Source organism: Rickettsiales endosymbiont of Trichoplax sp. H2 (genome assembly GCF_009690945.1).
GTDB lineage: Bacteria > Pseudomonadota > Alphaproteobacteria > Rickettsiales > Midichloriaceae > Aquirickettsia > Aquirickettsia rohweri.
Genome location: NZ_NPHZ01000008.1, coordinates 1 through 21,414 on the forward strand (window position 1 = coordinate 1; position 21,414 = coordinate 21,414).

At 27.1% G+C, this 21,414-nt stretch carries 24 protein-coding genes and 2 pseudogenes; 16 read left to right on the forward strand and 10 right to left on the reverse strand.

The window, feature by feature from the left end:
- The first annotated feature begins 287 nt into the window (after positions 1–287).
- The 5 genes from h2es_RS06690 (at position 288) to h2es_RS06710 (ending at position 5,666) form a co-directional block, all read left to right on the forward strand.
- Positions 288–1,220 carry a mechanosensitive ion channel family protein gene (locus h2es_RS06690; RefSeq protein WP_154512528.1) on the forward strand — a complete coding sequence of 311 codons (933 nt, stop codon included), beginning with the start codon at positions 288–290 and terminating at the stop codon, positions 1,218–1,220.
- A gap of 148 nt (positions 1,221–1,368) precedes the next feature.
- Positions 1,369–2,283 carry an ATP-grasp domain-containing protein gene (locus h2es_RS06695; protein WP_154512530.1) on the forward strand — a complete coding sequence of 305 codons (915 nt, stop codon included), beginning with the start codon at positions 1,369–1,371 and terminating at the stop codon, positions 2,281–2,283.
- A gap of 72 nt (positions 2,284–2,355) precedes the next feature.
- Positions 2,356–4,353 (forward strand): TM0106 family RecB-like putative nuclease, encoded by a 1,998-nt coding sequence (locus h2es_RS06700; protein ID WP_154512533.1) that lies wholly within the window; start codon positions 2,356–2,358, stop codon positions 4,351–4,353.
- Positions 4,308–5,306, forward strand: coding sequence for an AAA domain-containing protein (locus h2es_RS06705; protein WP_230204292.1), 999 nt, complete (start codon positions 4,308–4,310; stop codon positions 5,304–5,306). Before h2es_RS06700 ends, h2es_RS06705 begins: the two co-directional genes overlap by 46 nt.
- A gap of 18 nt (positions 5,307–5,324) precedes the next feature.
- Entirely contained in the window at positions 5,325–5,666 is a 342-nt protein-coding gene (locus tag h2es_RS06710; protein ID WP_154512537.1) for an AAA domain-containing protein, read from the forward strand.
- A gap of 582 nt (positions 5,667–6,248) precedes the next feature.
- On the opposite strand, the gene h2es_RS06715 is transcribed toward h2es_RS06710, so the two are convergent.
- From h2es_RS06715 to h2es_RS06730, 4 genes are all read right to left on the reverse strand, one after another.
- Positions 6,249–7,505: a Tn3 family transposase gene (locus h2es_RS06715; RefSeq protein WP_154512539.1), complete on the reverse strand. Its 1,257-nt coding sequence runs from the start codon at positions 7,503–7,505 to the stop codon at positions 6,249–6,251.
- Complete coding sequence (locus h2es_RS06720; RefSeq protein WP_154512541.1) at positions 7,499–8,032, reverse strand: DUF4158 domain-containing protein; 534 nt, start codon at positions 8,030–8,032, stop codon at positions 7,499–7,501. Before h2es_RS06720 ends, h2es_RS06715 begins: the two co-directional genes overlap by 7 nt.
- Before the next feature lie 3 nt (positions 8,033–8,035).
- Positions 8,036–8,578 carry a recombinase family protein gene (locus h2es_RS06725; protein ID WP_326845021.1) on the reverse strand — a complete coding sequence of 181 codons (543 nt, stop codon included), beginning with the start codon at positions 8,576–8,578 and terminating at the stop codon, positions 8,036–8,038.
- Between the two features lie 101 nt (positions 8,579–8,679).
- Positions 8,680–9,051, reverse strand: coding sequence for an Ig-like domain-containing protein (locus h2es_RS06730; RefSeq protein WP_154512543.1), 372 nt, complete (start codon positions 9,049–9,051; stop codon positions 8,680–8,682).
- Here h2es_RS06730 and h2es_RS07840 point away from each other — a divergent pair.
- The 4 genes from h2es_RS07840 to h2es_RS07900 all read left to right on the forward strand — a co-directional run bounded on the left by h2es_RS07840 (position 9,038) and on the right by h2es_RS07900 (position 11,768).
- A complete protein-coding gene (locus h2es_RS07840; protein WP_268258915.1) occupies positions 9,038–9,160 on the forward strand; it encodes a hypothetical protein in 123 nt (40 codons plus the stop codon). The genes h2es_RS06730 and h2es_RS07840 overlap by 14 nt on opposite strands.
- Before the next feature lie 82 nt (positions 9,161–9,242).
- The gene (locus h2es_RS06735; RefSeq protein ID WP_326845022.1) at positions 9,243–9,827 is read left to right on the forward strand and encodes a threonine aldolase family protein; all 585 of its coding nucleotides are present in this window, start codon (positions 9,243–9,245) and stop codon (positions 9,825–9,827) included.
- Entirely contained in the window at positions 9,824–10,861 is a 1,038-nt protein-coding gene (locus tag h2es_RS06740; RefSeq protein WP_154512547.1) for a threonine aldolase family protein, read from the forward strand. Before h2es_RS06735 ends, h2es_RS06740 begins: the two co-directional genes overlap by 4 nt.
- Positions 10,862–10,895: 34 nt before the next feature.
- Positions 10,896–11,768: a DMT family transporter gene (locus h2es_RS07900; RefSeq protein WP_154512549.1), complete on the forward strand. Its 873-nt coding sequence runs from the start codon at positions 10,896–10,898 to the stop codon at positions 11,766–11,768.
- Between the two features lie 122 nt (positions 11,769–11,890).
- Here h2es_RS07900 and h2es_RS06750 read toward each other — a convergent pair whose 3' ends face one another.
- From h2es_RS06750 to h2es_RS06765, 4 genes are all read right to left on the reverse strand, one after another.
- Positions 11,891–12,160 carry a type II toxin-antitoxin system RelE family toxin gene (locus h2es_RS06750; RefSeq protein ID WP_126045283.1) on the reverse strand — a complete coding sequence of 90 codons (270 nt, stop codon included), beginning with the start codon at positions 12,158–12,160 and terminating at the stop codon, positions 11,891–11,893.
- Positions 12,144–12,362 (reverse strand): type II toxin-antitoxin system RelB family antitoxin, encoded by a 219-nt coding sequence (relB, locus tag h2es_RS06755; RefSeq protein ID WP_126045284.1) that lies wholly within the window; start codon positions 12,360–12,362, stop codon positions 12,144–12,146. The genes h2es_RS06750 and relB overlap by 17 nt, the downstream gene beginning before the upstream one ends.
- Positions 12,363–12,573: 211 nt before the next feature.
- Positions 12,574–12,729 (reverse strand): hypothetical protein, encoded by a 156-nt coding sequence (locus tag h2es_RS06760; protein ID WP_154512551.1) that lies wholly within the window; start codon positions 12,727–12,729, stop codon positions 12,574–12,576.
- A 38-nt stretch (positions 12,730–12,767) separates the two neighbouring features.
- On the reverse strand, positions 12,768–13,460 hold the full coding sequence (locus tag h2es_RS06765; protein WP_154512553.1) for a tyrosine-type recombinase/integrase: 693 nt from the start codon (positions 13,458–13,460) through the stop codon (positions 12,768–12,770).
- Positions 13,461–13,628: 168 nt separating this feature from the next.
- Here h2es_RS06765 and h2es_RS06770 point away from each other — a divergent pair, with 168 nt between their 5' ends.
- The 4 genes and pseudogenes from h2es_RS06770 (at position 13,629) to h2es_RS06785 (ending at position 17,022) form a co-directional block, all read left to right on the forward strand.
- Entirely contained in the window at positions 13,629–13,835 is a 207-nt protein-coding gene (locus h2es_RS06770; protein WP_154512555.1) for a Bax inhibitor-1 family protein, read from the forward strand.
- A 189-nt stretch (positions 13,836–14,024) separates the two neighbouring features.
- A pseudogene (locus h2es_RS06775) lies at positions 14,025–14,228 on the forward strand (cold-shock protein).
- 9 nt (positions 14,229–14,237) lie between these two features.
- A pseudogene (gene ssb / locus h2es_RS06780) lies at positions 14,238–14,729 on the forward strand (single-stranded DNA-binding protein).
- Between the two features lie 286 nt (positions 14,730–15,015).
- Positions 15,016–17,022, forward strand: coding sequence for an MFS transporter (locus h2es_RS06785; protein WP_154512557.1), 2,007 nt, complete (start codon positions 15,016–15,018; stop codon positions 17,020–17,022).
- Between the two features lie 217 nt (positions 17,023–17,239).
- Here h2es_RS06785 and h2es_RS06790 read toward each other — a convergent pair whose 3' ends face one another.
- Both h2es_RS06790 and h2es_RS06795 read right to left on the reverse strand, forming a co-directional pair.
- Complete coding sequence (locus h2es_RS06790) at positions 17,240–18,427, reverse strand: hypothetical protein (RefSeq protein ID WP_195909997.1); 1,188 nt, start codon at positions 18,425–18,427, stop codon at positions 17,240–17,242.
- A gap of 251 nt (positions 18,428–18,678) precedes the next feature.
- Positions 18,679–19,362: an iron-containing redox enzyme family protein gene (locus h2es_RS06795; RefSeq protein WP_154512561.1), complete on the reverse strand. Its 684-nt coding sequence runs from the start codon at positions 19,360–19,362 to the stop codon at positions 18,679–18,681.
- Positions 19,363–20,469: 1,107 nt separating this feature from the next.
- On the opposite strand from h2es_RS06795, the gene h2es_RS07975 reads away from it, so the two are divergent.
- From h2es_RS07975 to h2es_RS06810, 3 genes are all read left to right on the forward strand, one after another.
- A complete protein-coding gene (locus h2es_RS07975) occupies positions 20,470–20,568 on the forward strand; it encodes a helix-turn-helix domain-containing protein (RefSeq protein ID WP_369122806.1) in 99 nt (32 codons plus the stop codon).
- Between the two features lie 349 nt (positions 20,569–20,917).
- Entirely contained in the window at positions 20,918–21,154 is a 237-nt protein-coding gene (locus h2es_RS06805; RefSeq protein ID WP_154512563.1) for a hypothetical protein, read from the forward strand.
- Between the two features lie 2 nt (positions 21,155–21,156).
- Positions 21,157–21,414 carry a type II toxin-antitoxin system mRNA interferase toxin, RelE/StbE family gene (locus tag h2es_RS06810; protein ID WP_154512565.1) on the forward strand — a complete coding sequence of 86 codons (258 nt, stop codon included), beginning with the start codon at positions 21,157–21,159 and terminating at the stop codon, positions 21,412–21,414.

A 21,414-nucleotide genomic window follows, 5' to 3' on the forward strand; every position in this document is an offset into this window, starting at 1 on the left:
TAAGTCTTCATTCAAAATCGGAATATCTCCTTCCATCTCCTATAGAGGAGCTACCTCTATAATAGATAGTATACAAGAAAATATTTCTTGTATACTTATGATACACATTCAAAAGTGAGGTCAATATTTGTAATCTGAACTCAATATAGGTAACTAGACTTGAGTAGAGAAATCTATTCAAAACAATATTTTTCGACTTGGTTTTTGTAGTATTTATTTTAAAAATTGTTAGTGTTAAAATACTATATTTACAATAACATAATATTATTATTTTTTATATAAAGTTTATGAAAAAGTTAGTTAGTAAAAAAAGTATGATGTTTTATTCATTAATTATACTCTTTCTAGGAATTTTTATATATTTTGGTGTTTATATTAAGCAATTTTTAGATTCAGATGGGTTATCATTTACTGTAGGTTCGCTAAGATTTACTGCATACTCAATTCTTATAACAATAATAGCCTTAGTAATCTTAATAATAACATCTTTATGGGTATTGAAATATAGTGAACAGAAAATAAGAAAGATCTCAAGACTTAAACCTAGTAATAGAGAAATTTTAGTAAAAACTTTATATGTTACTATATCAACAATTGTATTTTTAGTAACATTGGGAATTGTAGGAGTTGATACAACAGCATTAACTGTTTTTAGTGGGACTATTGGAATTGGGATAGGATTTGGTTTGCAAAGAATTGCGGCTAATTTTATTACAGGAATAATACTATTATTTGAAAAATCATTTGAAATAGGCGATTTAATTGAACTGAATGATAAAACTATAGGGTTTGTAAGTCAAATAGGAGGGCGATATATTTTAATAAAAACGTTTTGTGGAAAAGAAATGATGGTTCCTAATGAGGAATTTATTAATTATAAAATTATCAACTGGACTCATAGAGATACAAATTTAAGGTTAGAAGTTCAAATAAAAGTTTCACATAAGGAAGATATTGATAAAGTAAAGAATATTATATTAAATACAGCAAAAAAAAGTATATATTGTTTAAAAGATCCTACGCCGCTATGCATATTGCAAGATATACATGATGGAATAATTACATTTCTATTGTTATTTTGGATAGAAGATGTAAAGAAGGGCTTTTTCATCCCTCAAAGTGAAATTAAAACAGAAATATGGATGGAATTACAAAAAAATAGAATTAATGTTCCGGTGTCTATAAGAAAGATTATTACATATTCTGATGTTATTAAGTAATAAAAAATCTATAACTAAAGATAATAATTAGTGTAAAATTTTTATTAACATTAATAAGCTTTATATGATTATTGTTCTATGTATATTTTTATATAGTTTAATATTTTAATTTGTTTTCAATTTTTTACGTGAGGTGAGATATTTACATATGATTCAAGGAATAATTATATATAATAAAAAAGAAAAAGATATTACGGATTATAGTTTATTAAGATTATTAGAAGCTTCTAAACAAAAAAATATTAATCTTAAAGTTATTACACCTGATCAATTTGAGTTAGTAGTGACTAAGGATGATAAAAATAGTATCTTAATTGATGATAAAATTACGAATTTGCCAGATTTTGTTTTGCCAAGAATTGGATCTGCTACAAGTTTTTATGCATTATCAGTGATTAGACAATTAGAATATTTAGGCGTTTATGTATGCAACTCAGCAAATTCTATTAACTATGTAAAAGATAAATTATTCATGCATCAAATTTTATCTCAGAGTAGATTGCCAACACCCAAGACTATGCTTGCGAAATTTCCTATAGATACATCTGTAGTTAAAAGAGAAGTAGGGCTACCATTAATTATAAAAAATGTTACTGGCACTCAAGGAAGAGGTATTTATTTATGTGAATCTGAAGAAAAATTTTTAGATATAATGGAGCTTATTTACACTAATAATGAAAATGCAAATATTATCTTACAAGAATTTATTGAAACTAGTTTTGGAAAAGATTTACGAGTATTTGTACTCGGAGGTAAAGTGATTGGATGCATGCAACGCAAATCAAAATCTGGATTCAAAGCAAATTTTTCCAAAGGAGCAGAGGCTTTACCTTATAAGCTTACTTCTGAGATTGAATGGATATCTACTGAAACAGCAAGATTATTGAACCTTGATGTAGCAGGCATAGATTTACTTTTTGGAAAAAATGGAAAATATCTAGTATGTGAAGCAAATTCTTCTCCACAGTTTGAAGGGTTAGAAAAAATTACAGGCAAAGGAATTGCTGAAAATATTTTGGATTATATTTTGGTAAGAATAGGTTGTAAATTAATTAATAATTAAAATATAAAATTTGTGTGATAAAATGATACAAAAAAAATATAAGTTTAAAGCAATTATTTATGTTAATTAAAGGTGCAGAAACACAAAAATAAAAATATTTGTTCACCAATAGATTTAATAATCTTTTTATCATGTAATTATGCAACAATACTTAATAATAAAAAGATAAGAGGAGAATTAACATTAGGCAATAATAGTGATTCAAGTATATTATTTGCACAAAAAGGGTTGGAGCATGAGGGGAATTATCTAAAAAAACTAAAAGAAAATGGTCAAGAGGTAATAGAAATATCTAAAAATCTTAATCCTGAAGAACGAATAGCTAAAACTAATAATGCGATGAAATTAGGAGTAGATATAATCTATCAAGCCGCATTAAATAATGAATTATGGAGGGGAGATGCGGATTTTTTAATAAGATGTAATAAAATCTCACAATTAGGTAATTATAGTTATGAAGTTTTAGATACTAAGCTATCAAAAAGAGTAGAGGTCAAGCATATAATACAATTATGTGTTTACTCAGAGCTTCTAAGCTATGTTCAAGGTAATATGCCAAAGGAAATGCATCTTTATTTAGGAGATAATCAACGTTATAGTTTTAAAATTACTGATTATATTTATTATTATAATTCTACTAAAGAAGAATTTTTAAAATTTATAAGGAGTAGTAATCAAGATCTATATCCCGAACCTTGTAATCATTGTGACTTATGTGAATGGAAAGAATATTGTGCAGGAAAGTGGAAAAAAGATGATCATTTAAGTCTTGTGGCAAATATTACAAATTCACAAAGAGAAAAGCTCAATAAATTTGGAATTAATACTGTAAAAGAGTTAGCAGAAATAGAAGAAAAAACAGTAATTCCAAATATAAACAAGGAAGTTTTTTCAAGATTGAGGGAGCAAGCAATATTACAGAATTATAAAGCAATAACAGGAAAAGATAAATACCAAATTATTTCACAATCCAGAGGAAAAGGCTTTGAACGCATATCAAAGATAAATCCAGGTGACTTATTTTTTGATATGGAAGGAGATCCACTTTATCCTGATGGTTTAGAATATTTATTTGGAGTTTATTATAAAGAAAATAATAAAGGGATATTTAAAACATATTGGGCTCATGATCATGAAGAAGAGAAGGAAGCATTTGTCAGCTTTATGGATTTTGTAAGAGCTCATTTAAAGAAATATCCAAATGCTTATATTTATCATTATAACCACTATGAAACTACAGCTTTAAAAAGATTATCTTGCAGATATGGGGTATATGAAGATCAATTGGATAACTTATTAAGAAAGAAGAAGTTTATAGATTTATATATGGTTGTTAGAGAAAGTATACGCACTTCAGAGACTGGTTATTCAATAAAGAATTTAGAGGTATTTTATATGGATAAACGAGCCAATACTGTTGCAACAGCTGCAGATAGTATAGTTGTATATAATAAATGGAGAGAAACAGGAGAAGAGAAATTACTAAAGGAAATAGCTGACTATAATGAAATAGATTGTAAATCAACATATTTATTAAGAAATTGGTTAATTACTCTTAAACCAGAAGATACAAGTTGGTTTGAAGGATTAGGGGATAATGAAAATCCTGAAGAGGTGAAAGAAGAAAAAAAAGATTGGGAAAAACAATATGATGAGTATAAAAATAAATTAGAAAACCTATACTTAGAGAATGAAGAAAAGAATCTGATGTATTTATTAGAATTTCATAATAGGGAAGCTAAGCCTCAGTGGTGGAATATATTTGATCGTCAAAATAAGTATGAAAGTGAAATCATAGAAGATGTAGAATGTTTAGGAGGACTCAAGTTGATTGGTGAACCACAGCAGGAGAAAAGATCACTTGTTTATATATATGAATATCCAGAGCAGGAAACTAAACTTAAAAAAGGTAGTAGTATTTTTAATACAGAGACGGTGGAGCAGGTTGGAAGTGTAATTGATATTGATGAAGTCAAAAGACATGTAAAAATAAAACGAGGTATGGCAAAAAAAAATTGCCTCAAATGTTATCAGTTGGTCCTGGTGGTCCAATTGATAGTAAACTTTTAAGATCTGCAGTATATCGTTTTGCAGATAAGATGATTCAGAGTAAAGATGTTAATAATTGTATTAGTGATTTACTTAAACGGTCAATTCCAAAGATTAAAGGTAAAAATCCAGGTGATGCGATAATAATCTCAGACAACTTACAGAATGAAGTAATACAAGTAATAATCAATATGGATAGAAGTTACTTATTTATACAAGGTCCCCCTGGTACAGGAAAGACATATATAAGTAGTCATATTATAGTGGAGCTAATGAAACAAGGTAAGAGGGTAGGGGTTACTTCTAATTCACATAGAGCAATACATAATTTATTAAGTAGAATTGAGAGTGTGGCAAAGGAAAAAGATTTTTCTTTTTCAGGTATAAAAAAAGCAAGCACAAGTAATAAAGAAACATATTTTGAAGGTAGTTATATTAAAAATGAGATAAAAACTAATAATATATCATTAAAAGCTAATTTATTAGCAGGTACAGCATGGTTATTTGCACATGAATATTTTGTTGATCAATTAGATTATCTATTTATAGATGAAGCTGGACAAGTAGCACTTGCTAATGTTGTTGCAATGTCAACTTCAACAAAAAATCTTATATTAATAGGTGACCAAATGCAATTAGGACAGCCTGTACAAGGTACGCATCCGGGAGATTCTGGATTATCTGTATTAGAATATCTACTTGGTAATAAATCTACAATACCAATAGAGAGAGGAATATTTTTATCAGAGACAAGAAGATTAAGACCTAGTATATGTAAGTTTATTTCTGAAACATTTTACGACGGTCGTTTAATTGCTCATAAAGATACAATTAATAGGATACTTAATTTAAAAAACTGTGGCCTTCCTAATGAAGGAATTAAATTTATTGATGTGGAGCATGAAGGTTGTTCTCAAAAAAGTATAGAAGAGGGTAATGTAATAAATGAAATATATAATCAATTACTAGATTAAGAAATTGACGATAGTGGAATGATAAGGCAAATTACAGAAAAAGATATTTTAGTAGTTACTCCTTATAATGTACAAGTAAATTATTTGCGGTCTATATTACCTAAAAATGCAAGGATAGGGACAGTAGATAATTTTCAAGGACAGGAAGCTCCAATAGTAATAATTTCAATGGTTACATCTAGTGCAGAATACTTACCAAAAAATATAGAATTTCTTTTTAGTAAAAATAGACTCAATGTTGCAATATCAAGAGCGCAATGTTTGACAATTATTATTGCTAATCCAAAGTTATTAGAAGTACCTTGTAAAACTATTGAGCAAATAAAGATGGTTAATAGTTTTTGTAGGGCTTACTCTTAAAGTTAAATGAACCAACTTACAGCTGTAGCTGGTTCGATTTACAAATTAACAATTTGATAAATATTACTGGATTAATTTATAGTTAGTTTGTAATGCGGGAATGCTATTCCTAATATAAGAGGTAAAATGATTAAGTGTTTATTATTAAGTATAATTGTCAAGAATGCACAGCTGGTGATCATTAAAGTATTAGAGGGTTTTTATTAAATAATGCCAATGAAATATTTCATCTGGAATGACATTGGTACCCATAATCTATAATTTTGCTTAAAATACCCAAATTACATACTATACAAATAGTATAAAAATTTCTATGTATTTAGTATGCACTAATAAATTAGCGCTTAAATTAATATCATCTACAGGTATTATTGGTGTCGTTACCCTTAGTTATAAATATTTTGCAGATGAAGTGTAGCTGCATGGACATGAGCATAATTATTCAGTAGTGGAGCAATTTGATTATCCCTAGCGACCACAAAATATTACTTGTTAACTGTTTGTATCGATTTTTATTAGGGGTAACTTACACAAAGTATATTACACCCTCTCGTCATGCACTTATATACGCCTTAATACCATTTATGCAGCCACTAAAATATCTTCTGAATTCTCCATTAAATCGTTCGCAATCTCCCCTATATTCAGGGATTCTTTTTTTACAAAAAATTCAAATTTTCCTATCATATTTATATGCTGCCATGCAACAGGAGATAAGCGCTTAATTCCCTTGCATAATTTTTTATTACCTAACTGTTCTGCTATTTCTAATAATTCTGATAATATTGCTGTATTGTAGTATATTATACAGCAAGCTAATAATCTATTACATTGATTGCTGACTTCTAGCTCTAAATCCTTTTTCCCTTGTGATTTACGACCACTGATCTTTAATATTGCTGATCTTATTTGGTGGAAAGACTCACCACGATTTAATGCTCTATACACAGACTGCCTTATTTTTGAATCATCTATATACTTTAACATATATACACTCATTATAATATTATTAAACTCTATTAAAGCTTTTAGTGTGGTATTGATTTTCCTGCAGGACGATAATTTACTTATTATCACACTTTGTGTTGTTTCTTTCAATGCTAATGATGCCAATATCCTTAAAACATTATCCCACTCTTTTATTATGTTATCTATTTTAATTTTCTTAATGGGTTTTATTAAATATTTACTATAACTGCTTAATTTCTTGAAGCCTACTAAATTATTTTCAGCTCGTATATTAAATTTTGTAAATCTTGGCATAAAATCATAGTTAAACATTCTTAAAAAGAAAAAGTTAACTCTGTTTATACTGTGCATATCTCCTGATATAGCTTTTATATCTAAATCACTTTTATTGTTATATACGAGGTCTAATACATAATGACTCTCGTGCTCGTTTGCACTTATAATTTTCGTTACAACTGGTAAGTGATTTGCTATTAAGCTATATGACACTACACCTTTTTTAGTTCCAAAATATTTTTTTGAATATCTTGCCATTATAGTTTGATATCTAGTTTCTATTTTTTGACCATCTAAACTAGCATGTATCCCATAATCTGATAAATTATAATCTTTAAATATTCTTAATTTTGCGATTTCATTGATAATTTCATTACATGCTTTATCTAATGTTTTTATTCTTATAAATTTTCTTTCAACTCCATTAAGATCATCAATACTTATATCTGATGATTCTGCCATTTGTTTCTTTCCTATCCCACTTCCTTGACTTACTAGATACGCTGATAATGATCCTATAGATGCTTTGCTTTTAGATGACGTATTTAAAATATGTGTGAAGCTTTTTAAAAAACTTACTTTCTCCTCTACCAATCATCTTGCTCTAATACTGCATCCAACGATGCTTTACTGTTTTTACTCAATAAAGTGTCTAGTTTTCTAATAATCCTTTTCTCTTCTCTTTGTATTGATTCAGATATTATTTCTTGCACAACTGAATATGCTGGACGTAATACTTTCCTATATTCACAAAATTTTAATACCTCTTCAAATATAAATTCCTTACTTATATCTCGTTTAGCCACTCTTTTAGACTGCTTTTTTAATATAATTTGCTGCATAGTCTTACTAACCCCTCTTTTAGGTACAGTAGCTCCACTAAAATATCTTTCATTTATATAAATTATATCATCTTCTACATCTTTGATATTAAATGTATAAAAATATCGATTGGCTCTAAAATAACCTAATTGCAATATATAATTTACCTTATCAGCTTTTCTTTTTAGTCTTTTAAGATACTTCACATCTTCTCTATCTTCACTTTCTAATTTTGGTATCCCATACAGTTCTCTTACCTTATCTTCCGATAATATATTTAATTTATTATCTATAGCCATATTTCACTCTTTTAACATAATATATTCTCCTTTTTCTTTTAGGCTTCCATCTCCATTTACATAGTCATACAATGTCGTAGTTGTGATATTTAGCTTTTTAGCAATATCTTTTGGTTTTGCTTCTTTCTCCTTCATAGCTGAAATTGCCATTTTTAATGCTGCTTTATCCATTTTTCTAGGTCTACCACCTTTCCTCCCTCTTGCTCTCGCGGCATCTAATCCAGCTTTGGTTCTCTCCTTTATTAATTCACGCTCATACTCTGCTAACGCTGCAAATTTATTAAATACAAAGCGCCCATTTGCTTTACCTGTATCTATTTCTGCTCCCAATCCTTGAAGAACTTTAAATCCTACTTCTTTTTTTCCTAGCATATCTACCATGCTGATCAGGTCTTTTATATCTCTACCAAGGCGATCTAACTTCCATACAACTAATATGTTGCCAGGTTGCAATGCTTTAATACATGATTGCAATCCAGGTCTGTTATCTTTTCTACTTGATGCATAATCATGGTATATTCTTCCACTATCTACTCCTGCTTTGATAAGTGCATATTTAGTTTATATTCTAACAATTAATCTATAACTTTACCTATATTTATAGATGTAAAACTAGTGTATACTACCTAATAATAATTTTTAATAAATTATATCTCACAATCTAATAATAACATTGGAATAATAGCCATAGCTAATCCACTTAAACCAGGTGAATAAGAGCCACAGACTTCTGTTGCATTACTTAAGCTATAAACTTCTGTTACATTTATTGTTATAATACTTTCTTTTGTAGCTGTATTATTATGAGAATCTTGCGCTCTAGCAGATATTGTATAAATTCCTGGTTGAACTGTTTGATTAGGTTTGATAGTTACCTCACCATTTTGCTTAAAATTGCTAATCCAAGTATGTGAATTATTAAATCCTATATAAGTAATAGGATCTCCTTCAGGATCATGTGCCACAAAATGTGTTTTAACTCTATCTCCTCCTCTTGTAATAGTTATGTTTGCTTCCACACTATTAGGAGCTTGGTTAAGTGTAGTAGTAGTTGTCGTAGTTGTGGTTGTAGTAAGAAGTGTAGTAGTTGTTGTTATGCCACAATTACCACTTTCATCTTCAATTTGAAATAATGTGTTATTAGTAACTGCACCACTAGAAAATTCTGCTTTTAGGACATCATTATCTCCGTCGCTGTAGAAAGTAAGAGATTTATAAATATCTTAAAAATCAAAAGATTAATTTACATCTTGATGGAGCAAGAATTTTTAATGCACATGTAAAAACTCAAATTCCATTAAGTGAATATGCAAAGTATTATGATACTATAAGCTTTTGTTTTTCTAAAAGTTTAGGAGCTCCTTTTGATTCAATGCTTTTAGGAAAAAAAGATATTATAGAAAAAGCAAAGAGATATCAAACTTGGCTAGGAAGTGGATTCCACCAAATTGGATTTCAAGCTAAAGCTGCACAATATGCAATAAAAAATCATATTTCTAAAATTATGTTAGATCATGACAATGCAGAATTATTTGCTAGTATGTTATCTAATATTAAAGAAATAAAACTATTAGGCTCTACTGAAACTAATATGGTTTCCTTTGATATTTATAAGCTGAAAGTAACGAATGATTTTTTTTTAGACTGTTGTGCTACAAATGGATTATTATTATTCCCTTGGTTAGAAGGACAAATTAGAGCGGTTCTACACATGGGTGTTACTAAAACTGATATAGAAAAAGCATATCAAATTATCAAAAATTGTATTCAAAAAATTAAAAAGGCAAAAAAATGAAAATAAAAATTGATTACTTCAGTGATACAAATGTGACACCTTCTAAAGAAATGTTAAATTATATGATAAAAGCAAAAGTTGGCAATGAAGCTGCATGTGAAGACCCCACTACAAATGATTTAATTGAAAAAACTTGCCAATTACTTGGTAAAGAATCAGCAATATTTTTGCCTACTGGTACTATGGCTAATAGCATAGCTTACAGGACACATTGCGATAGACCTGGAGACATAATAGTATTAGATGAAACGTCTCACTCTTTAAAAGTTCAGTCAGGGTCTATTGGTGGTCTAGTTCATGCAAATTCATATACTATCTCTGTTGATAGAGGTATTTTTACTAAAGAGCAAATTTCACCAATAGTTAAAAGAGGAGTAGGACGTAATTTACCAAGGATAAGATTAGTCTCAGTTGAACAAACTACTAACTTTGGCGGTGGTACTATATGGCCTATGCATCAAATAAAAGATATTAGTTATTATTGCAAAGATCATGGTATATTAACCCATCTTGATGGAGCAAGAATTTTTAATGCTAGTGCTGTTACTGGAATATCAGTAAAAGATTACTGTCAATATTTTGATTCAGTCTATATTGATTTTGCTAAAGGCCTAGGAGCTCCTATAGGTGCTATTCTTGCTGGAAGCAAGAATTTCATTGAAAAAGCTTGGTATTATAAATTTCAACAAGGTGGCTCTTTACATCAATCAGGAATTCTTGCAGCTGCATGTATTTTTGCACTGGATAATAATATAAAGAACCTTGTTTTTGATCATGAAAAAATAAAAATACTTGCAGAAGGGTTAGACAACATCCCATGGATTAAAATTGATAAGGAACTTTATAAAACTAATATTCTTTATTTTAAGCTACAAAATACAAAATATACAACTAAAACCTTTATTGACCTTTTATTAAAACATAAAATTAGAATGTTAGCCTTAGATGATAAAATTAGAGTAATCACACATATGGATATTTCCTTTGATGATGTGTATGAAACAATAAAAATAATTAAGAATATCTTTAATTAAATATATTATTAATTTTCAAAAAATAGGTTATAAAGTGTTTGATAAAAATTTAACTAATTTCTCCCGTAACTATAAAATTGGGATAAGTTGGTTTATATTTAGTTTAATTGTTAGCAGCTTCAATGATGTTATTGCAAAATATTTAAGTTTTTATTTACCTCCCCTCGAGATATTATTCTATAGGTTTCTTTTTAGTACTGTTAGTCTTTTACCTTTTGTTTTTTATAATGGAATACTATCTATAAAAACTTCACGATTCACTTATTATTTTATTAGAGGCTTATTTCTAGCATTAGCAATATTTTTATGGATTAATGGGTTAAAATCATCACAAGTAATAATGGCCACGATTATAAGCTTTACTACCCCGATGTTTATACTAATTCTAGCACCTATTATTCTAAAAGAAAGTATCTCATTAAAATTATGGATAGTAACATTTGTTGGTATAATAGGAATTTTAATAACAATTACACCAAATACTGTAAATTTTACTATAGATTCATGTCCATTTGTTATAGCAGCAATGCTCTTTGCAAGCCTTGATATTATTAATAAAAAATACGTAATTCAAGAAACTATGCTAAGCATGCTATTTTATTCTTCTTTGTTTACAACTATTTTTTTGTTTCTGCCTTTAAATTTTAATTTAATAACTCCACAAACAATTGATTTAATTTTTTTTATATTTTTAGGTGTAAATAGTAATATTATTCTATTTTGTATACTTAAAGCATTTAATTTAGTTAAAGTTTCAAGTTTAGCACCACTAAGATATTTAGAATTATTATTTTCAGGACTTTTAGGATATTTTGTATTTAATGATATATCAAATATCTACATGCTTCTCGGTACATTAGTTATTATACCTACTTCACTTTATATCGCTATTCAACATTTTAAGTAAGGTGGGGTCTCTAATTTAAAACATAAAAATTGACATTAAAGTAATTTTTATATTGGGTTTTAATATGTTATGTCCACATTACCTTATTTTACATATAAAATTTAATAACTTTTTACAAATTATTAATTAGCATAGACTGAATCTCTGGTATCTATTTTAAGAACAAGAATGATAAGTGTATCTTCCTCTATAGAGCATATAATTCTAAAATTTTTAACTCTATAACGCCATAACCCTGAAAGCTCATATCGCAAAGGTTTGCCAAAGTTCCTAGGATTATCAGTAAGAGATATTTTATTTTTTAAATAACCAGAAATAAGAAGTTGATTTTGTTTATCTAACTTTTTAAATTCTTTCGCCGCATGATGATCAAATTCAACTTTCCAAGCCACATTCTTTCTCTAAACTTTCTAAAGAAATGCGTTTTCCTTTTTGTTCTAGTCGATGAATAGCTATCAGATAATCTTCTTTTTCTTCAAGAAAATCTTCCACAGCTTTTCTTACTAAATAGCTTTTATTACGATCAATTGTTTTTGCAAGATTTTCAAGTCTACTATTTATAGGATTAGAAACTTTAGTAGTTAATGTATACATAAGTAATTATAATTTATTTTCTTTTTATAATACTAGAAAGATATATTTTTGTAAAATATTTATTATTATATACTTAATAATATTTAGTATACTTGAAAAGTAAAATTCTATTGATAATTAATCTTGGGTAAGATAACATATCTTATACTACCCAAGTTTTTAAAGTATAGTAAAATGGGTTGTCTATTTTAGCAAAATTGTAGAAAAATACTTAAATATTAAGATCATGAGCAATATTATCAATCTCATCTTGAGAAGGTTTAGTATAGCGAAATATTTGAGAGATAGAAGCATTACTAGACATCTTTTGGGCAATATGTACTCCATGTTTATCAGCCACTCTTTTTAAAAAAGTATGCCTTAACATATGAGGAGATAAATGAAACTTCTCCTCGTTTGATAAAGTTAAAGAGGCATGAGCTGATATTCTTGCGCAAATATAGCGTATTGCTCTAAATATTTTCTAGGTTCGTCTGGAATTGGCACTTTTTTAGTAAAAATATTTCCTTTACGCTTAACATGATGAAACCCTTTAGCATAATAATGAGAAAGATTTAATGATACTAGTTCTGCTTCCCTAAGTCCTGTCGCTAAAAGAATAGAAAAAATAGTTATTTCGAGTAGAGGGTTTTGATTTTTTCTATTACATGCATTCAGTCGTTGTTCACAGGCCATTTTTAAACGCATTACTTGCTTTCTTGATAAACCATTCCAATGTGGATAGTCTTGAGTAATGTTTTTTACACCTTCAAAGGGAGAGCCAGCAAGCAAAGGTCTATGTTTCATCAACCATTTAGAAAAGTGACGCAGAGAATCTAAAGCTCTATTAATAGTTGCAGGTTTATAGTTTTTATCTTGAAGAAATATTAAAAAGTGCTTTGTAACTGAAGGAGTACAGTTATCAATATTGTCTTTACCAGTATACTCAATAAAAAAAGAAAGAAACTTCGATAAATCATTTTTCCTGGCTATTTCAGTTGCTGGAGAAGACCCAGAAATAAGTATTTTAAAATAAAGATTAGCGTAATAGAATAAGGTATTATTAGTTTCTTCAATTGATGTCAGATCAAATTTATTTATGGAAGCTTTGGTAAGCATAAAATTATCTAATTTGAGTAATTGTGATATCAGTATGAAGTTTGCTCCAAGCCTTATCTGCAGTGTATACAGGGAGAGTAAGATGATCAGCAAGTGCTAAACACATAGTGTTTACAGGAGAGAGTATCGCTAGGGTATTTTTTTATAACATTAAGTGCCTTTGGGGCAATGAGTATTTATGGGCATACTACTAAAAAAGATTTAACAAGTATGGGATCATTTTTAATGATGAGAGTTATAGGCTTACTTATAGCCAGTATTGTCAATATATTTATGCAAAGTGGGGCTATGCAGTTTGTAATTTCTATAGTAGGTGTATTGGTATTCACATTATTTACAGCATATGATTCGCAAAGGATTAAAGCACTATATTAACAAACACATAGTAATACTGAGGTAATACAGAAATTACCTGATATATGGATCACTTACTTTATAAATTTATTTGTATTCTTGTTACAGTTAGTAGGAGTTAGAAAAGATGATTGATGTTGATATAAGGATGATTTATGTTTTAAAAAAAAATTAACTAATTTCTTTAGGAGAATTAAGAAAATGTAACAAATAGGCAATGTAAAATGGTATAACTCGGATAAGGGTTATGGATTTATAACACCAGATAATGCAAAATAAGATGTGTTTATGTGCAGCTCTGCAGTAAAAGCAGCCAAGCTTGGTACTTTAGATGAAAACCAAAGAATAGAATTTGCAATAGAAGAAAAACAAGGAAAAACTTCTGCAATTAATATTAAGAAAATTAATAAGTAGTTAAAAATTATGGCCGGAAGTATAAACAAAGTAATAATAGTAGGAAATGTAGGCAATCAACCTGAAATTAGGTTAACACAAGCAAGTGGAGAAGAACTTGCAACCTTTTCAGTAGCGACAAGTGAGAGGTGGAAAGATAAGAGTACTGGAGAGTAAAAAGAAAAACAGAATGGCATAGAGTGCTGGTGTTTTCACTAGGGCTAGTTAGAGTTGTGAAAGAATATGTGCATAAAGGTAGTAAGCTTTATATAGAAGGTAAATTAAGGGCCAGAGAATATTAAGACGAATCTGGAGTTAAAATAATATACAACAGAAATAGTGCTAGTATCTTACAGTAGTACGTTAGTATTACTAGATACAAAAAAGTATGGGATGGAGTTTAGTGTTCATAATAATAAAGAAGAAATGGAATATGCAAAAGTAAAAGGTTTAGAAGGTGATGCAGCAGAAGGAAATAGCGAAAGCAGAAAAAATATAGCATCTGATGAGATACCTTTTTGAAAATATATGCCAAAATAATGTAATGATAAATTATTTAAATAGTCACAAATTTTTATAATTTATTAATAATACTGCTAATAATGAAATTTATTGGATTTATTTTAGGTGAATAATTCTTGCTCATAGGTTTAATCATGTTGATTATAATGATAATAAAAGCACCATTAAACATAAAATTTTATGTGGAATAACTTTGCTTTTATTATTAGATCATAAAATTTATATGTGATATTATAAAATATCACAATATATTTAATATAAATATTAAAGGTTAAATAAATAGGATATGGCTTATAATAAAGGAATGACTAAAAAACAAAAGGAAGCTGTTGGATTGCTTTCTATAGGTACTTTTTTAGAATATTTTGATTTAATGTTATATATTCATATGTCTGTTTTTCTAAATGATTTATTTTTTCCTCAAAGTAATCAATTGACTTCACAGTTACTTACTGCTGCTACATTTTGCTTAACTTATATTTTTAGACCAATAGGGGGTTTTATAATAGGTAATATTGGAGATGCGTTTGGAAGAAAACTTACTGTATACATTACAACTTTTGTAATGGCGGTATCTTGTATAGTAATGGCAAATATAAAAACCTATGCAGAAATAGGAATAACTGCTACTATCATAGTTATGTTATGTAGAATGTTACAAGGATTTTCCTCAATGGGAGAGATTGTAGGTGCAGAGCTTTATATATCAGAAACTTTTAAATCTCCGCATAGGTATATATGTAATGGCCTTATGTTTGTTAGTTCTCGTAGTGGAGGGATGTTTGCTTTAATAGTTGGATCGTTTGCTATATCTATGGGATTGAATTGGAGAGTGGCTTTTTGGATTGGTGCTGGTATAGCAGTAATTGGCTTTATAGCGAGAATAAGATTAAGAGAAACACCAGAATTTATAAGTTATAAGAAAAGAATAAAAAATAAACATGCAGCAAATCGTATAGCTAACAATATATTAAAAAAAACACAATCAATTAGTTTTAAAGCTATTGCTGCATATTTTTTTATTAAAGCAATAGATGCTGTTTGTATGTATATGACTTTTATATATATGGGAGATTTTATGAAACAACATCTTGTTATGTCTTCTAAGCAAGTAATTTATCAGAATCTAAAAATTACAGTTATAATAGTTATGCTAACATTATTAATGATTAAACTTATTAAGAAGTTTCATCCTATAAAGGTTATAAGTGCTAGTATAATAATATTTTCAATTTATTTACCTTTGATTCCATTTTGGCTTAACAATGTTACTGATATTACTTCTTTAACTTTTTTGCAGGTAGCAATTTTTTTCCCTGCATTATCTTCTTTTGGAGTAGAAACAACTTGCTTTAAGCATTTTCCTATTGCTAGTCGTTTCACAATATTAGCAACTACATTTGGGATGTCTGCCTCCTTATCATATGCTGCAATTGCTTTTGGCTCTATTTTCTTTGTAAATTATGGACTTTGGTATATATATGTACCATTATTAATATGTGTGGGTTTTTCTATTAATTATTTTAAAAAATTAGAGATAAAAAAAGGATTATACTATAGTTATCCTAATGAAAATTTTCCTTTTAAAGATACAGCTATTAAAGAAAAAGATTTTCAATATCACTTAGGGAAAGAATATGATGTATTTCAAAATAATTGCAAATATAAATTAGAATTAATAAATGATATCAAGGAAATTGTTAAAGAGGAAAATATCAAAATAAATATAAAACTAATAGAAAAGGCAATAATATTTACTAAAAAATGGCATGGGAATCAAATGAGAAAAACAGGAAGTGAGCCGTTTTATTCTCATCCATTAGCTGTAGCAGGAGAAGTGGCAAAACATTATTTTAAAACAGATGTAATTGTAGCTGCAGTATTACATGATGTTCTTGAAGACACTTCTTGTACTGTTGAGATAATCAAACAAGAATTTAATTGGCGTATAGCAGAAATAGTAGAGAGGTTAACAAAAATACAATTTAAAGATGGTAAAAAAATAAAACTAACATTTTCACAAATGCTTAATAAACTAGCTGAATTACAAGATTATGAAGCATTATTCATTAAAAAAATAGATAGAATGCATAATTTAAAAACCATAAGAGGACTAAATTTAAAAAAGCAGAAAAGAATGAGATCTGAAACAGCTAATTTTTTAATAGGTATCATAGCTTTGATAAGTGAAAAATTAGGAATTTATGATAAAATAGAGCTAGAAAATAAAATTTTTAATCTTTCACATAAAACTTTTTCAAAAAATAATTCAAATCATGTCAAGCCAAAATAAGTTTTTTACTAATTTATAATGTAATAGTTAATGTAAATTTATTTCTTAAATTATTTTTATAAGTTCATATATAAGTTAGAATAAAATTATTAAGGTAATTTAATTACGAATGTTAGTAGAATTAACTAGTTATATAGTTAAAGCTATTTATATATTCATGTTTTATTCATCATATTTTCATTAAGTCTAAGTTATTTTTTATTTGTATGAGTTAATACTATAAATAAGGAGTTTGTATTACTTTAGAAATATCTTTATAACTAAAACCTTTTTTATATAGGTTAGCTTGTATTTCTTTTATTGTTAATGCATAAAATCCTCTTATAAGATTTGTTGCAATAAATACATTACTAATGTTATTTTTTAATTGATCTTTTATTTCAGATTTCAATCTTTCTATATTTTTTGGTAATATAATTTGAAATTGATTAAGTTCTTGATTGTTATTAAACATTCCATAGTGTAAGTTTATGATTTCATTACAATAATTGACTTCGATTGGGTTCAGTAATAAGTCCTCAAACTTATAATTCCTAAGGTGTTTTTCTGGAAATATGTATTTTATACAAATTTTTATACCAGCAACTTCTAATTCATTACCTTTATTATTAACACTATAACACTTTATTTTTATAGGCAATTGTTCAATGCTAATAAAAGTTTTAATATTATACTTTATTAATTTCGTTAAAATAGTCTTGAGTACAAACTTAATTAAATTACTATCTAATTTTATTTTTGAACTAAAATCTAAAACTGGAAGTTTTAATATATTTTTGTCAAATGTATGATAATAAACTAGTTCTTTTTTAACAGATTTTAAAATTGATATAATATCAGAATTTATTAAATTCAATTTAATTGATTGTTGCCTTTCAATTATTTCTTTTAAATGTTTAAATCCATCATCAAGTTTTAAAATATATTTTCTTATTTCCAATAAATTTAGGGTATTTTTATTACTTTTAATGCTATTTAATAAATTATTTAATTTATCAAATAAAATATTTAGGTTTAATATATCTTTCTCTAGAACGTTTTTTGGAGAAAGTAATTTTGAAGTTTTATTTTTAATTATTCTATCTAAAAAATCTATATCCTTATTTAATAAATTACTATTAATATAATCTAATAATTCTTGTTCTTCTTTGTGCTTATCATTAATAAATAAATATCCAATTACAATTGGAGCAATAAAAGTTAAAATTGAATATTTTAATTTTTTGACTTCTAAGTTTTGAATAAGATCGTACGGAAAAATTTTATGATTAGCTATTATGGCAATAATAATTGATAAAAAAATCCATTTTAATGATTTGTTTGGAGGAATTAAAATCATTGTAAAATACAATGCTGACATGCTGTTCAGTAACCAATAAGCTGAAATATTTGATTTAATTAGCATAAAGGTAAAAAAGAATGGGAGAGAGAAATAAATATTAAACTCTGTTAGATAATAAATAGTATTATTTAATTTATTCTTAAATGATAAAAACAATATAACTAAGCATAGAAAAGTAGATATAATTCTTATTGATAAACTTTCATATACATAAACTGAGTTATAATCTAAAAGAAAAAAGTAAAGTATATTATTTATTGTCCATATTATATTGAAATACTTGATTTTCCTCTTTGTTAAGCTGAAATACATGATTAAGATTTTGTTATCTCATTGAATAATGAGTTCCATAAGAATATTTGATTATTTGTTATAAATTCAAAAGACTTTTTTACTGCATATGAATTTTTTTCCCAAATATTTTCTAATACATCTCTTGTTGATTCAAAATGCTCAACTACTGCATGTACTTTAAAAAAAATTAAAGCCCTACCTTGTGCTCCTATATTACTTGCAAATTTAAGTAAGAATGGGTAATCTACATTATCAAGTTTTTCATAAGCTGAAAATGCCGCTATTCTATAGTCATCACTATGATTTACTAAATAATCAATATGATTATTATTGAAATCTTGTACTGATTTTATGTAATACTTATTTATTGAAAATTCTTTTGTTAAGTCAACATTAAAGTAATTAGCAAAATGCATATACATTTCTTCATGTGATGCTGCGGAGCCATTAAATTCTTCAGAAATATTTTGTATTACTATTTTTTTTACTTTCGCATTTTGTGTATTGCTTCCTACATACCATAAAAAATCGTGAAATTTTCCTCTTGCATGATAAAAAATCTTTATAAATAATTTTTTTTGTTTTAAAGTCAAAGAGCGTGTAAAATCGTCATCAAATAGTGGTAACTTTTTGACTTTATCTGAATAGGAATTAATTGTACTGTCAATGTAACTAGTTAAATTTGTCGAGCCTTGACTACCCATGAGTAAAAATATACTTTTTATTTAAGTAAGTAGTTAATTATATTTTATAATATTTGACAAGTTTTTATTTAAATATGTTTGTATATATGTACAAAATTTATAAGTGATGATGTTGTAAACTAAAAATAGAAGCTATAAATATTAAACAGATTTTTAGGTTATTGTTTGCCTATTAAAACTAATTTTTATCAATGTGACTGTAGTATTTATACATTAATAATATTTAACATGTATAATAATTTTATAATCATTAAATTTTGCACTTGTATTTTAGATAAATATGACCTCAAATCGAATCAGCGCATTTCTCTGTAACTTCTTAAATCACAGTGCTATAGGATTTCTCATGTTTAATGTTGGACGATACCCTTTTTACTAAAATTAAACTGTTAAAAGAGAAAATATAGTAGAAGATTTTGAAATAGAAAGAGTACGAGAAAATACCAATGAAAAATAAAATAATTTTTTATTTTTCTGCATTAATAGCCTACTTGCAAAAGAAAAAGGATTTGAAGTAATCAAAACACATTTGAGAAATACTATCATATTTAGTATTAATATAGCGGAAGTTTACAAATATCATATAGATAAATAAAATCTTACAAATCCAAAAATTAAAGAATATGGGTTATTTCTTGGTGATAGAACATGTATATCATTAGCAATTATAATGAACATTTTTATTTTGACTTGTAATAAAATACGGGAAAAAGTAGATTTGGGGATTTATATATTATAGTGAGATAATGGCTAATATATTAGGGTATATACATATATAAACAGAAGGACAAAGATTAAAACAAGCAAGTAGTATAAAATATTTGAAGATGTTATCAATGGTAAAATATTGATCAGAAATGGTTTAGAGAACTTAATTGCCTATAACGGTTAAAATGCTAAAACATCATCAGATAGGCTTAATGTGACTATAAGAAAAATTGATATCTCATCTGTAGCTGGAGAATTAGTATTCCATGTATTTGGAGTAATATCATATTTTAAAGTAGATTGATACGTAGCGTACTAAACTTAAAGCTGCTCAATTAAAAGGAACAAAGCTGGCAGACCAAATCTTGATATGGAAAAATAAAAACCCCACTGAAACTTATAAAAGATAGAGGTCCTGTTACTAAAGTTGCAAAACAGTTAGGATTAGGTCGATCTATTCTTTATCGAAAACTTCAATATTCTAACACATCTGAATAAAAAATAAATTGTTGCTGAATTCGTCTTTGAAAAATGACATCTATATGATTTGTTAATTTTAGTATGAGACCGATAACACACCTTATCAGACACATAATCAAACTTTCTGAAATCTGCTTCCCCAAAATTTCTAAATTTCTAATTTTTTAAATATTAAAAAAACTATACACTTATGTGTCTGATATTTTTCGACTATATATAGCTATATTTTTGTATAGTAACTGCTTTGTATTTTATACTATTAATTTATTATCTTCTTTTGTATATAATGTATATATACTTTATTGATAATTAATAAGTTATAGTGTATTATTTATATAATATTATTTAACTCATATTATATATTAAAATGCATAAACTAAGTGTTAATATTTCAGATAAAGATCATAGAATCTTTAAAATATATGCAGCAGCAAAATCTCAAACATTATCAGAAGTAGTAATTGAAAGTGTAAAAGAAAAAATATCAAGAGATATGAATTCTCCAAATGACGAAACTAAAAAAGCAATCTCTGATAGTGAAAATAATATTGACCTGACCTCTTATGATAATATTGAAAAATTGATTTCTAATCTTGGTATTTAAGCATGCTGAAAGAAATTAAGCTGACTAAGCTTTTTAAAAATGACGTGGAGAGGTATAAAAATGTTAACTCAAAAGATTTGAATGAACTGCTTGAGATATTAAATGATTTAGCAAATGAAAAAGGAGTAGGATTTTTAAATTATAAATCTAAAAACAGGAAAGAGTGTCATATGAAATCTGGATTAATTCTTATATATAGAATTGACGATGAGACATTATATCTTGAGAGGTTGAGCTCTCACACAGAATTATTTAAATAA